Annotated in this window: 11 protein-coding genes; 4 read left to right on the top strand and 7 right to left on the bottom strand. The window is 68.5% G+C overall.

Annotated elements, in window-relative coordinates; all coding sequences use genetic code 11:
* The first annotated feature begins 13 nt into the window (after positions 1-13).
* From dgcN to HUA74_RS03830, 3 genes are all read left to right on the top strand, one after another.
* Entirely contained in the window at positions 14-1,030 is a 1,017-nt protein-coding gene (gene dgcN, locus HUA74_RS03840) for an N-acetyltransferase DgcN (RefSeq protein ID WP_174453446.1), read from the top strand.
* A gap of 6 nt (positions 1,031-1,036) precedes the next feature.
* Entirely contained in the window at positions 1,037-2,023 is a 987-nt protein-coding gene (dgcA, locus tag HUA74_RS03835; protein ID WP_141643894.1) for an N-acetyl-D-Glu racemase DgcA, read from the top strand.
* 418 nt (positions 2,024-2,441) lie between these two features.
* Positions 2,442-4,283, top strand: a complete 1,842-nt coding sequence (locus HUA74_RS03830) for a DNA mismatch repair protein MutS (RefSeq protein ID WP_174453445.1) — start codon at positions 2,442-2,444, stop codon at positions 4,281-4,283.
* 103 nt (positions 4,284-4,386) lie between these two features.
* Here the strand turns inward: HUA74_RS03830 and HUA74_RS03825 are convergent, their stop codons facing one another.
* Positions 4,387-5,559: a thiolase family protein gene (locus HUA74_RS03825; RefSeq protein ID WP_174453444.1), complete on the bottom strand. Its 1,173-nt coding sequence runs from the start codon at positions 5,557-5,559 to the stop codon at positions 4,387-4,389.
* Positions 5,560-5,636: 77 nt separating this feature from the next.
* Entirely contained in the window at positions 5,637-8,027 is a 2,391-nt protein-coding gene (locus HUA74_RS03820) for a 3-hydroxyacyl-CoA dehydrogenase/enoyl-CoA hydratase family protein (RefSeq protein WP_174453443.1), read from the bottom strand.
* 125 nt (positions 8,028-8,152) lie between these two features.
* Here HUA74_RS03820 and HUA74_RS03815 point away from each other — a divergent pair, with 125 nt between their 5' ends.
* Positions 8,153-9,907 (top strand): M1 family metallopeptidase, encoded by a 1,755-nt coding sequence (locus tag HUA74_RS03815; protein WP_174453442.1) that lies wholly within the window; start codon positions 8,153-8,155, stop codon positions 9,905-9,907.
* A 30-nt stretch (positions 9,908-9,937) separates the two neighbouring features.
* On the opposite strand, the gene HUA74_RS03810 is transcribed toward HUA74_RS03815, so the two are convergent.
* The 5 genes from HUA74_RS03810 to HUA74_RS03795 all read right to left on the bottom strand — a co-directional run bounded on the left by HUA74_RS03810 (position 9,938) and on the right by HUA74_RS03795 (position 13,407).
* The gene (locus HUA74_RS03810; RefSeq protein ID WP_141643889.1) at positions 9,938-10,819 is read right to left on the bottom strand and encodes a site-specific DNA-methyltransferase; all 882 of its coding nucleotides are present in this window, start codon (positions 10,817-10,819) and stop codon (positions 9,938-9,940) included.
* Positions 10,820-11,031: 212 nt separating this feature from the next.
* Positions 11,032-11,310 carry a 50S ribosomal protein L31 gene (gene rpmE, locus HUA74_RS03805; protein WP_174453441.1) on the bottom strand — a complete coding sequence of 93 codons (279 nt, stop codon included), beginning with the start codon at positions 11,308-11,310 and terminating at the stop codon, positions 11,032-11,034.
* Positions 11,311-11,419: 109 nt separating this feature from the next.
* On the bottom strand, positions 11,420-12,355 hold the full coding sequence (locus HUA74_RS03800; protein WP_174453440.1) for a 5'-nucleotidase: 936 nt from the start codon (positions 12,353-12,355) through the stop codon (positions 11,420-11,422).
* Between the two features lie 78 nt (positions 12,356-12,433).
* Complete coding sequence (locus tag HUA74_RS46345) at positions 12,434-12,565, bottom strand: hypothetical protein (RefSeq protein ID WP_256433693.1); 132 nt, start codon at positions 12,563-12,565, stop codon at positions 12,434-12,436.
* Positions 12,562-13,407 carry a tetratricopeptide repeat protein gene (locus HUA74_RS03795; RefSeq protein ID WP_174453439.1) on the bottom strand — a complete coding sequence of 282 codons (846 nt, stop codon included), beginning with the start codon at positions 13,405-13,407 and terminating at the stop codon, positions 12,562-12,564. Before HUA74_RS03795 ends, HUA74_RS46345 begins: the two co-directional genes overlap by 4 nt.
* Positions 13,408-13,464: the final 57 nt, after the last annotated feature.

The raw sequence follows: 13,464 nt of genomic DNA, 5'->3' as shown, positions 1-13,464 counted from the left end.
GGGGAGGACCTTGGTGGAGATCCAGAAGCCCTACCTGTTGTTCCTGGGGGATGTACCCGACCAGCTCGCGGCGAAGACGGCCCACGGCATCGTCGACTGGCGGCCCGAGTGGTGCGTGGGCCAACTCCGACTGCCGGGCTGCGGGGCGGACTGCGGCCTGACGGACCTGGACATCGCCCAGGCCAGGGCCCGGGGCGCCCAGACGCTCATCGTCGGCGTGGCCAACGCGGGCGGAGTGCTCCCCGAGCACTGGGTGAGCAAGCTGGTGGAGGCGCTGGACGCGGGAATGGACGTCGCCACGGGGTTGCACAAGCGCCTGGCCTCCTTCCCCGCCATCGCCGAGGCCGCCGCGCGCAATGGCCGCAAGCTGCACGACGTGCGCATCCCCGACATGGACTTCGCCACCGGCAAGGGCACGAAGCGCCAGGGATTGCGCCTGCTGACGGTGGGCACGGATTGCTCGGTGGGCAAGAAGTACACGGCGCTCGCGCTGGAGAAGGAGATGCGCGAGCGGGGACTCAAGGCGGACTTCCGCGCCACGGGACAGACGGGCATCTTCATCTCCGGCCGGGGTGTGGCCATCGACGCGGTGGTGTCTGACTTCGTCGCGGGCGCGGCGGAATGGCTGTCACCCGCCAATGACGCGGACCATTGGGACCTGGTGGAAGGCCAGGGCTCGCTGTTCCATCCCTCGTTCGCGGGCGTGACGCTCGGTCTGCTGCACGGTGCGCAGCCCGACTCCTTCATCGTCTGCCACGAGCCCACCCGTACGAAGATGCGCGGCGTCCAGCACGCCCTGCCCTCCATCCAGGCCGTCATCGACCGCACGGTGCTGGAGGGGCAGCTCACGAACCCGGGCATCCAATGCACCGGGCTCGCCATCAACACCGAGCACCTGGAGGAGAAGGACGCCCTCGCACTGCTGGAGCGGACCGGCCGCGAGTACGGCCTGCCCTGTGTCGACCCCATCCGCACCGGTGTCGGCCCGCTGGTCGACGAGCTGGTGCGCCGCTTCCCGGCGAAGGGCTGACCGCGCATGCGCAAGCTCACCGTCAAGCACGAGAGCTGGCCCATCGCGGGCAGCTTCACCATCTCCCGAGGCTCGAAGACCATCGCCGAAGTGGTGGTCGTCACGCTGGAGGAAGGCGGCGCCGTGGGGCGCGGCGAGTGTGTCCCCTATGGTCGCTATGGGGAGACGGTCGACGGCGTGCTGAGGGCACTGGAAGCCGCGCGTCCGCGCATCGAGGGCGGGCTGGGACGCGACGAGGTCCCGGAGGCGCTGGAGCCGAGGGCCGCGCGCAACGCGCTGGACTGTGCGCTGTGGGACCTGGAGGCGAAGAAGACCGGCAAGCCCATCTGGGAGCTGCTCGGCATGTCGGAGCCCCAGCCGCTGGTCACCGCATACACGCTGAGCCTGGACACCGCCGAGGCCATGGGCCGGGCCGCCGAGAAGTCCTCGCACCGGCCACTGCTCAAGGTGAAGCTGGGACGCGGGAGCGAGGGTGACATCGAGCGCCTGCGCGCCATCCGCCTCGGAGCGCCGGCCAGTCGCCTCATCGTGGACGCCAACGAGGGCTGGAAGCCCGACGAGCTCCCGTCACTGCTCGCGGCCTGCGCCGAGCTGGGCGTGGTGATGGTGGAGCAGCCGCTGCCCGCGTCGGATGACGAGGCCCTGCGAGGCCTGCGGCGCCCCGTGGCTGTCTGCGCCGACGAGTCCGCGCACGACAGGCACGGGCTGGCCACCCTCGTCGGCAAGTACGACGCCCTCAACATCAAGCTCGACAAGACAGGAGGGCTCACCGAGGCCCTGGCCCTGGCGCGCGATGCACGTGGGCACGGGCTTCAACTCATGGTCGGCTGCATGGTGGCGACCTCGCTGTCCATGGCCCCGGCCGCCCTGGTGGCCCAAGGCGCGGAGGTGGTGGACCTGGACGGCCCCCTGCTGCTCGCGAAGGACCGTGAGCCTGGCATCCACTTCGAGGGCAACACCCTCTTCTGGCCGCCTCGCGAACTCTGGGGCTGACCCGCCATCACGGGCCTCGTGGCGGTTACGCGTCGCGTGACATCGAGCCACAGCACACCGGTGGAGGAACCGACGTTTCCTCCACCAGTGCCGCCCACGCGAGGAACGACTCTTGGTCGCGAGTGTCCTCGCCGGGGCCGGGTTCGACATGGACGCGAAACTCTCGGGAACACCCTCCCGCCGGTTCAACTCAGGGGTGAACCACCGGGATGGCCTTGGGCCGTTCTACCTCGTTGGACCCCCACCCTCCGCTGACCCATGAAGCGCCCGCCCCGGAGGGCCTCGCCTCGGGCCTGCGCACCAGAGGCCACCGCCCCCTCGGGCAACGACTCCCAGCCCACCTCCGTCATCCCGACACCATCTGAAGACAGGCGGCCCTTGCCCTGAACGGGCCGGAAGCACAGCATGCGCGGCCACAGTGTCCGCGAACGCCCCGAGCCCGAATCCCCACCACACGTACACCGAGCGCCGTGCCGCCGCAGAGGCGGAGCTGGCCGCCCTGGACCGCGTCAGCGCCCGCTACGCCAACCTGCGCACCCTGGCCTTCCTCGTCGCGGCCGTCGTCTCGGGGCTCATCGTCACGGGCAGACTGCCCAAGACCTGGTGGTGGGGCACGGTGGCCGCCGTTGTCGTCTACGGCCTCCTCGCGGTCCTCCACCACCAGATCTTCCGCCGCGAGGCGCGTCAGCGGCTGTACGTCACGCTCAACGAGCGGGGCCTCGCGCGCCTGGGCCACGGCTGGCACGAGTTCACCGAGCGCGGCGAACGTTTCGCCTCCCCCGCCCACCTCTACACGCCGGACCTGGACGTCTTCGGACAGGGCAGCCTCTTCCAGCTCCTGAACGAGACGGCCACCCGCGCGGGCGAGGAGCGACTCGCGGCGTGGCTGTCAGCGCCTGCTCCGGTGGACGTGGTGCAAGCGCGTCAGGGCGCGGCGCGTGAGCTGGCACCGCTCGTGGACTTCCGACAGGACCTCTGCGTGGAAGCGCGCACGGTGGCGAAGGAGAAGGCCGACCCGAGCCTCTTCATCCAGTGGTCGGAAGCCGGGCCCGCGCTGGACTCCATTCGCTGGTCCCTCCCGCTCGCCATCATCCTGCCGCCGGTGACGCTGACGCTCTTCATCCTGGGCGAAGTCGGCGTGCTGCCCGGCTCCTCGGTGTGGGCGGGACTTGCCGCGCAGCTCGCGGTGGCCGTGGCCACCCGCCGCACGCTGCGGAAGATGGACGAGGGCGTGGAGAAGGGCGAGCAGGGCTTCGTCCGCTACGCGCCCATCTTCGAGCGCGTGGAGGGCCAGCGCTTCGAGCATCCCCTCCTGCGTCAGCTCCAGTCGGGCCTCCAGCAGCAGGGCGAGCCGCCCGTCTCGAAACACTTCCAGCGCTTCAGCCGACTGTTCTCGCTCATCGAGTTCAAGCGGCACCAGTTCCACCCGCTGGTGCACTGGCTCACGCTCTGGGACATCCATGCGCTGTTCGCACTGGAGCGCTGGCGCGCGAAGCATGGCACGCAGGTGCGGCACTGGTTCGAAGCGCTCGCGGAGATGGAGGCCCTCTCCTGCGTGGCGGGCCTCGCGCATGACCGACCCGCCTTCGCCTGGCCCACGCTGGAAGCGACGGGGCCCCTCGTCGAGGCGAAGGTCATGGGCCATCCGCTGCTGGATGCCCCCGTGCCCAATGACGTGTCCCTGCCGGGCCCTCGACAGGCACTGCTCATCACCGGCTCCAACATGAGCGGCAAGACGACCCTGATGCGAGCGCTGGGCACCAACGCGGTGCTGGCGCTCGCCGGAGCGCCGGTGTCCGCGGCGTCGTTCCGCCTGTCTCCGCTGCATGTGCTCACCAGCATGCGGGTGAAGGACTCACTGGAGCGCGGCGTGTCGTACTTCTACGCGGAGGTGCAGCGCATCAAGGCCGTGCTGGATGCGGCGCGCGCGGCGAACGGGCAGGCGCTGTTCCTGCTCGACGAAATCCTCCTCGGCACCAACACGCGAGAGCGGCAGCTCGCCTCGCGCGAGGTGCTCCGGCTGCTGCTGTCCACCGGGGCTTCGGGCGCGGTGACGACGCACGACTTGTCGCTGACGTCGCTGGCGGAAGAGACGCGTGACGCGCACGTCCGCAACGTCCACTTCAGGGACCACCTGGAGGCTGGGGAGATGGTGTTCGACTACAAGCTGCGCGAGGGCGTGGTGGACACGACCAACGCGCTGCGAGTCCTGCGCCTCGCCGGTGTCCCCGTGGACGACCCCGAAGCCCCCGTCTCCTGACGTCGAGCATGAAGGGCCGGCGCCTGGCCGAGCCCCGCAACGACACGGGCCCCGGGAAGCACTTCCCCGGGGCCCGCGAACTTTCAGTCGGTGAAGCGGGCGACTACTTCGCCAGCTCGATGAGCGCCGCGGCGCCCATGCCGCCACCGATGCACATGGTGACGACGCCGTAGCGGCCGTTGCGGCGCTTCAGCTCGCGCAGAATCGTCGCGACCAGACGCGCACCGGACACGCCCAGCGGGTGGCCCAGGGCGATGGCGCCGCCGTTCGGGTTCACCTTGTCCATGGGGATGCCCAGCTCACGGATGCAGTACAGCGCCTGCGGAGCGAAGGCCTCGTTGAGCTCGAAGACGTCGATGTCCTTCACCTCGAGCTTGTTCTTCGCCAGCAGCTTGCGCACCGCCGGAACCGGGCCGATGCCCATGACTTCCGGAGCCACACCCGCGACGGCGAAGTCCACGAAGTAGCCCAGTGGCTTGACGCCCAGCTCCTTCGCCTTCTCCTCGCTCATCACCACCGCCGCCGCCGCGCCGTCCGTCAGCGGCGACGCGTTGCCGGCCGTCACCACGCCCTTGGCGTTGAACGCCGGGCGCAGCTTGCCCAGGCCCTCGGCCGTCGTCTCCGGACGCAGGATGGTGTCCACGGACACCGTCACCGTCTGCACCTTGCCCTCCTCGTCGTAGACGGTGGTGGTGACGGGGACGATCTCCTCGGCGAACTTGCCCGTCTCCCGCGCGGACGCCGCGCGGCGCTGGCTCTCCGCGGCGAACTTGTCGGAGTCCTCACGCGACACGTTGTGACGGGAGGCGATGTTCTCCGCCGTCACACCCATGGACGAGTAGATCTCCGGGTGGTTCGCCATGATCTCCGGGTTGGCGCTGACCTTGTTGCCACCCATGGGCACCATCGTCATCGACTCGGTACCACCGCCGATGCCGACCTGGATGTGCCCCGCCTGGATGGCCGCGGCAATCTGGGCAATCGCCTGCGTCCCGGAGGAACAGAAGCGGTTGATGGTCATCGCCGGTACTTCCACCGGCAGCCCCGCCAGGAGCGTGGCCTGACGGGCCACGTTCATCCCCTGCTCGGCTTCCGGCATGGCACAGCCCAGGACGACGTCTTCCACGTCCGACGGCTTGAGGCCGGGGACCTGGGCAACGGCTTCCTTGATGGCGATGGCGGCCAGCGTATCCGGCCGCGTGTCCTTGAACTCTCCCTTGTGCGCGCGGGTGAACGGCGTGCGGACCGCGCTGGCAATCACGACTCGACCAGGCATCTTGATGTCTCCTTGCCCGGGGAGCACCCGGGCATGCAGCGAAATTTATGTCGTAGCCAATGGATACCGGCCGGCCGTCAATTCCGCAGCGGCTTGCCCTTCTCGATCATGAACGTCAGGCGGTCCTGGGTCTTCTCCTCGCCGCACAGGCTCAGGAAGGCCTCGGCCTCCAGCTCCAGCAGCTTCTCCTCGGTGACGAGCGCCGAGGTGCTGGTGTCGCCGCCAGTGAGCACGCGCGCGAGCTTCTGACCAATCTTGCGGTCGTGCGCGCTGACCTGCCCGTTCATCTCCATGTCGTACAGCATCATGTCGATGGTGGCGTAGCCGCTGGGGCCGCCCAGGCGGAAGCGCGTGGGACGCGGCGCGCGGAAGCCCGCGTCCGCCATGCCCAGCACCCGCGCCTTCGCGTCCGACAGCAGGAAGTCCCGGTTGGCGCTGATGCCGTCCGTCAGGGACAGGAAGCCCAGCTCCCGAGCCTCCTCGGCGCTGGTGGCGACCTTCGCCGTGCCGATGGCCAGGAACACCTTCTTGAGGAAGGGCAGCGGGTCGAAATCCTTGTCCGTGGAGTACGCGCCGTAGACGTTGCGGAGCAGCTGCATGTTGCCGCCGCCGCCGGGGATGAGGCCCACGCCGACCTCGACGAGGCCCATGTACAGCTCCGCGCTCGCCTGCACCGCGTTGCCGCCCATCGTCACCTCGGAGCCGCCGCCCAGGGTGAGGTTGAAGGGCGCCGTCACCACCGGCACCGGGCTGTAGCGCATGCGCTGATTCACCGCCTGGAAGCCGGTGACGAGCTTGCGGATATCCTCGTACTGGCCGCTCTTCGCCGCCCACACCAGCGCGACGATGTTGGCTCCCGCGGAGAAGTTGGAGCCGTCGTTGCCGATGACCAGGCCCTTGAAGTTCTTCTCCGTCTCGTCCAGCGCCGTGTTCATCATCTCGATGATCTGGTCATCGATGGAGTTCATCTTCGTGTGGAACTCCAGCAGCGTGGCGCCGTCGCCCAGGTCCCACAGGGTGGCGGAGTCGTTGCCGGCCACCTTCTTGTTGCCGCGCTTGAGGTACTCCACGCGCTGCGTGCGGGCGTTCTCCGGCACCACCTTCACGGACTTCGTGGGGATGTCCCAGTACGTGTCCTTGCCACCCTCCACGCCGTAGAAGGACTCGCGGCCCGCGGCCACCATGTCCTCCACCCACTTCGCCGGCTTGAGGCCCAGCTCCTTCATCCGCGCCAGGCCCTTCTTCACGCCGTACGCGTCCCAGACCTCGAAGGGACCCAGATCCCAACCGAAGCCCCAGCGCACGCCACGGTCCACGTTGACCACGTCGTCGGCAATCTCGGGGATGCGGCGGCTGGTGTACGCCAACACGTCCAGCGTCACCTGCTCGGCGAACTTCGCGGCCTTGTCCGTGCCGTTCAGCACGACGGCGACGCGCTCCTTGACGTTCTCGACTTCGCGGGCGGCGCCCAGCGACTCGAAGCGCACCTTGGCCTGCGCGCGGTACTCCAGCGTCTTCAGGTCCAGCGCGAGGATTTCCTTCCCGCCGCTGCTCTTGTCCTTCTTGTAGAAGCCGCCGCCGCTCTTGTCGCCGAGCATGCCCTTCTCCACCATCTTCTGGAGGAAGCCGGGGATGGCGAAGACCTCACGCTCCTCGTCCTGCGTCAGCGTGTCGTAACAGTTCTTCGACACGTGGACGAAGGTGTCCAGACCGACGATGTCCGCGGTGCGGAACACGGCCGACTTGGGGCGGCCCATGGCCGGACCGAAAATCTTGTCCACCTCTTCGATGGACAGCTCCGCGGGGCCCATGGCGGCGATGGTCCGCATCATCCCGTACACGCCGATGCGGTTCGCGATGAAGTTGGTGGTGTCCTTGCCGTAGACGATGCCCTTGCCGAGCACTTCCTCGCCAAAGCGGTGGATGGTCTTCATCACCGCCGGGTCCGTCTCCGTGCCGGCGACCAACTCCAACAGCTTCATGTAGCGGACGGGGTTGAAGAAGTGCGTGACGAGGAAGTTCTTCTTGAACGCCGCGCCCCGGCCCTGCGTCATCCCGACAATCGACATGCCGGAGGTGTTGGAGGAGATGATGGCGTCCTTGCGGGCGTGCTTCTCCACCTTCTCGAAGAGGGCCTGCTTGACGGTCAGGTCCTCCTTCACGACTTCGATGACCCAATCGCAGTCGGCGATCTTCGCCATGTCGTCATCGAAGTTGCCCACCTCGATGGCGGTGAACACCTGCTCGGACATGATGGGGCTGGGCTTCTGCTTGCGCATGTTGGCCAGCGCCCCGAGGGCGAACTTGTTGCGGAAGGCCTTGGTCGAAGTGTCTTCGCCTGGTGCGGCCTTCGGCGGAACGATGTCCAGGAGGAGCGCGCGCACGCCCGAGTTGGCCAGATGGGCGGCGATGCCGCTGCCCATCACTCCGGCGCCCAGCACAGCTACCTTGCGGATCCGCGTCGTCATTGGAAGAGGCTCCCTTGAGGGAAGAAGGGACTGCACAAATGTAGGCGATTGACCCGAAAGTCAATCTGTTCGGAAGGTGGGAGCACTCGCCATGGGTCGTCCCAAGGACTACAAACCGGACCTCCATGGCTCGCCCCGACCCGCACTCCTACAACGACAGCACGCAGCCTGAGACGGAAACCCTGGACTGGAAGGCTCGCGTCGACTTCCGGACCCACCGCCTGCACGCGGAGGCCACCCTGACGCTGAAGGAAGCGTCCGCGGGTCCGCTGGACCTGGACACGCGGGATTTGGAGATTCTCAGAGTCGTAGACGGCAATGGTCGCCCCTTGCCCTACATGCTCGCCCCACCGGAGCCGATTCTGGGCAGCCGGCTGAGGGTGGAGCTGCCCTCGGGGGTGAGACAGCTCACGGTGCACTACCGCACCTCGCCCACGGCGAGCGCGCTGCAGTGGCTGACGCCCTCGCAGACGGCGGGCGGGCAGCACCCATTCCTGTACAGCCAATGCCAGGCCATCCACGCGCGCAGCGTGGTGCCGCTGCAGGACACGCCTCGCATCCGCATCCGCTACCGCGCGTCGCTGCGAGTGCCCAAGGCGCTCAAGGCCGTCATGGCGGCCAGCTTCGTGCGCCGCGAGGAGCACGGCGTGGAGGCGGAGGAGCACTACGAGATGCCGCAGCCGGTGCCTCCATATCTCCTGGCCTTCGCGGTGGGCAGCCTGGCGCCCAAGGAGCTGGGCCCCCGCTCGCGCGTATGGGCGGAGCCGGAGCTGCTGGAGGACGCGGCCGAGGAGTTCTCCGGCGTGGACGACATGCTGCGCGCCGCCGAGTCGCTCTTCGGGCCGTACGACTGGGAGCGGTTCGATTTGCTCACCATGCCTCCGTCCTTTCCGTACGGCGGCATGGAGAACCCGAGGCTGACGTTCCTCACGCCCACGCTGATTGCCGGGGACAAGAGCCTGGTCAACGTGGTGGCGCACGAGCTGGCGCACTCGTGGACGGGCAACCTCGTGACGAATGCGTCCGCGGAGCACTTCTGGCTCAACGAGGGCTTCACCGTCTTCGCCGAGCGCCGCATCCTGGAGGCGCTGGCGGGGCCGGAGGTCGCCGCGCTGAACGCGGCCCTGGGGCGGCGGGCGCTGGACGAGGCGCTGCACCACTTCCGCGAGCACCCGCACCTGACGGCGCTGCGCACGCACCTGACGGGCGTGGACCCGGACGAGGCCTTCTCCCAGATTCCGTACGAGAAGGGCTACCTGTTCCTCCGGGCCATGGAGGACGCCGTGGGGCGCGAGGCCTTCGACGGCTTCCTGCGCCGCTATCTGGCCACGTACCGCTTCCGCGCCCTCACCACCGAGGAGTTCATCGCCTTCACCGAGCGGGAGCTGCCCGGGGTGCTGGCGAAGGTCGACGCGGAGGCCTATCTGCAGCGGCCCGGCGTGCCCGCGAGCGCGCCCTCGCCGCGCTCCAGCCGGCTGGAGGCCCTGCAACGCGCCCGGGGCACGGTGCCGTCGGTGGAGGCGGCCAAGGACTGGACGCCCGCGGAGTGGCAGCTCTTCCTGGAGTGGATGCCCTCGGACGCGCCCAAGGACTTGTTCCGTCAGCTCGACGAGCGCTTCGCCTTCACGCGCAGCCGCAACTCGGAGGTGCTGGTGGCGTGGCTGGTAGCGGCGCTGCGCGCGGGCTGGGAGCCGGCGGTGGGGCGCACCGAGGCGTTCCTGGGCGAGGTGGGGCGCATGAAGTACCTCAAGCCCCTGTACGGCGTGCTCGCCGCGTCCCGGGAGCACCGGGCCCTGGCGCGCTCGCTCTTCAAGCAGTACGGGGAGCGCTACCACCCCATCGCCCGTCAGGGCGTGGAGCTCATCTTGTCCCGCGCCTGAGAAGCGGCGCGGGGACTCGCGGCACGGGGACTACTTCGCCGACTGCGCCACGAGGCGCTTCTCGGCGAGGTCCAGGTACTTCTCATCCATGTCGATGCCCACGTAGCGGCGGCCCAGCTTGAGGGCCGCCACGCCCGTGGTGCCGCTGCCGTTGAAGGGGTCCAGAATCAGCGCGTCCTCGGGGGTGCTCGCCTCGATGATGCGCTCCAGCAGGGCCACGGGCTTCTGCGTGGGGTGGCTGCCGAAGGCCTTCTCCTCGCCGCCACGCGGGACGGTGAGCGTCCACAGGCGGCCCTCGCCGTCGGCGGTGACTTCCGCGTCGCCAGAGGGAGGAAGCGCCCAGGCGTCACGCATCTGCTTGCCGCCGTTGTCCGCCTTCATCTTCGAGTAGTTGAAGACGTGCTGGAGCTTGCCGCCCGACTTCGGGGAGGCCCAGATGAGCAACTCCGTCGAGTGGGTGAAGTAACGGCACGCCAGGTTGGGGCTCGCGTTGGGCTTGAACCAGGTGACGGTGTTGAGCAGCTTGTAGCCGAGCTTCTGCATGGCGAAGCCGGCGTTGAAGATGACGTGCTGCGTGCCGCTCACCCAGAGGGTGCCGGTGGGCTTGAGCAGCCGCTGGCAGGCGGCGAGCCACGCGGTGGTGAAGGCGTGGTCCTCTTCCACCCCGCGCGACACATCCCAGCCACCCTTCGCCACCGACACGCGCTTGCCACCCTTGCAGGTGGTGCCGCCGTTGGAGAGGAAGTACGGCGGGTCCGCGAAAATCATGTCGAACGTCTGGGGCTCGAACTGCTTCAGGAGCTCCAGGCTGTCCCCTCGCAGGAGCGTCCAGGCGTCGCCCTTCGCGTGCACGCTCTCGTTGAGGGAGCGCCGGACAACCTTCAGGTTTGGGGCAGCAGCTTCCGCGAACATCACGCCTCCGTCGGACTCTTCGTCGTGGGACGCGGCGGAATGTGCCTCAACAGGCTGCTACAGCAATTTTCTGACCTGTAGCACCCTGAAACTTGACGAGTGACTCAAGTCGTAGAAACACCGCGAGCAGGGCGGGAGCGCCTCTCATGGAGGCTCTCCGACACCCTGCTCGACGGTGCTGCTTCAGTGGCTACGAAGCGCGACGGCCCGACTCAGGCCTTGGCCTTCTTGGCCTTGGCGACGGGGACCGCGATGTTGCCCTCGACAGGAGCAGCGTCGGCGCCCTTCGTGGGGTTCGCGGCGTACTTCTTCTTGAAGCGGTCGATGCGACCGGCCGTGTCGATGAGCTTGTACTTGCCCGTGAAGAAGGGGTGGCAGTTCGAGCAGATTTCCACCGAGAACGAGCCGCGGGTGGAGTGGGTCTCGACGATGTTGCCACAGGCACAGGTGATGCGGGACGGCGGATAGACGGGGTGCAGTTCCGGCTTCATGACGCTCTCCAAGGTGCCTTGCCCCCAACCGCCAACGGCTGGGAGGTCCGACACTGTAATGGCCGGCGCTTATAACGGCGCGCCGACCGGGGCACAAGATCCGCCCGGGCTAGTGGGCCGCCGAGCCGGGAGGCTCGATGCGTTCCACCGCTTTCTGAACGGCCGGGTCCGCCGGCACGTCGCTCCCAAGCTGGATGTACGACAATAGATGCGTCCGGGCCGCGGGCGTTGCGCCCCCTGCCACCGTCTTCTCCAGCGCCGTGCGCCGGGCTTCCAGGCTGGCGACCGCTGACTCGAGCGAGCGCTTCTGAACCTCGTCGGTGGACTTCGCGAGCCGCTCCCTGGCCTTGCCCAGGTTGGTCTCGACGATTCGCAGGCCGTCCCGGGTGCGAGCCACCTCGGAGTTGTCCACGAACCGGCCGGGGCCGCTGATGGACAGCTCCAGCTTCGCCAGCTGCCGCCCCCGGTCTCCCGGCGGCACCACGGTGGTCATCGCCATGCGCTGGGGGATGCCGGAGCCCCGGCCTTCGTGGGACTGCATCACGAAGTCCACGCCCTCCACCTCGTTGGCCAGCTTGAGCACCTCGTCGTAGGGCACGGCGGCGAGCAGCACCACCAGGTCCACGCGCTCCTTCTGGCGCAGCCGCTTCGCCTCGGCGGCCACGGCGGGAGCCACCGGAAGGCCCTGCCGCATCACCCCTGCCGCCTTTCCCTGGGCCAACGGCTCCATGGGCTCGGGCTGGGTCGTCGCCGGGGAGGCGCCCACCACGCCGACCTTGAGCCCGCCGACGTCCACCACCGTGGAGGCGGGGAACAGAAGCGTGCCCTTCGCGTCCACGAGGTTCGCCGACAAGAGCTTCAGCTTCGACTTGCGCGTCTGCTTGCGCAGGAAGTCCACGCCGAGGTTGAGGTCTCGCGCGCCCACGGCCATGGCGGTGGTGCCCTGCGCGTCCATCTGCGCGAGCAACAGCTCCGCGCGTGCGCGTGCGTCCGGGGCGCCGCCGCTGTCCCGGCTCCTGAAGAGCGCGTTGCCCGCGTCCAACACGAGGACCGGTACGCCCTTGGCGCGCTCCTGCTCTATCGTGACTTTTCTTCTGGCCAGACCGCCAGACGGGTTGTGTCGTCAACCACAGGGGGCGATTTCGCCCCCATTGTCTCCGGTGAAGAGCAGCACCAACTGCTTGGGCGCCGCGCCCGCGACAAAGGGCACGAGCAGGAGCGCCAGCGCGGCGAGCCGCAGGGGACGGAAGCTCACTTCTTGCCGCCCTTCTTGGCGGGGGTCTTCGCCTTGTCCAGCTCGGCGATGCGCTCCTTGGCCGTCTTGGCCGCGGAGGCCTTGGGGTAGCTCTTCACCAGCTCCTCGAGCGCCATCCGCGACTCGTCCTTCATCTTGAGCTGGGCGAAACACTCGGAGGAGCGCAGGTAGGCGTCCGGCGCGGACGGCGTCTTCGGGTGGTCCTGCACCACCTTGCCGTACTCGAAGAGGGCCTCGCGGCACTTGGACTCGGTGAAGTACGTCTCACCCAGGCCGTAGTGTGCCTCGCCCACGAGCGGGTCCTTGGTCCACTTCTTCAGCAGCTCGGTGAAGAGCTGGCGCGCCACGAGGACTTCGCCGGCCTTCGCCCGCTCCTGCGCGAGCGCGAGGAAGTCCTTGGGGTTGGTGGGACGCTGGAGCTCCTCGGCCTTCTTCTTGGCCTCGGCCTCCTTCACGGCGGCCGTGCCCTGCAGGGCGAGCAGCTTCTGGTCCTGGGCGCCGAGGGCCGTCTCCAGCTCGGTGATTTTGTGGAGGTAGGTCTCCACCTGGCCTCGCAGCTGGGACAGGTCCTCCATCGTCTTCTGGAGCTGGACGCCGATGTCCGCGTCCTTGCGGCGCGCGGCGGTGTCCAGGCCATCCAGGGCCTTGGTGACCTCGGCGACCTTCTCGTCGATTTTCGGCAGGGTGGCGGCGAGTTGCTCGCGCGCCTCCTTTAGCTCCGCCTGCATCTGCGCGGAGTCCGTGCCGAGCCGGTCGACCTTCGCCTCGAGGGCGCGGCCACGGTCAGCGGGATAGAAGCAACCAGGGAGCGCCAGCAGCGCGAGCAGGACGAGCCTTCGCATGGGGCCGGCATCTTACGGCCAAATCGGCGCTTCGTCCGGACTTCTCGCAAGGCCCTG

This window comes from Myxococcus sp. CA051A (genome assembly GCF_013336705.1).
Classification (GTDB): domain Bacteria; phylum Myxococcota; class Myxococcia; order Myxococcales; family Myxococcaceae; genus Myxococcus; species Myxococcus llanfairpwllgwyngyllgogerychwyrndrobwllllantysiliogogogochensis.
Note: the sequence above shows the minus strand (reverse complement) of the source record. Positions and strands in the feature narration are given on the sequence as shown.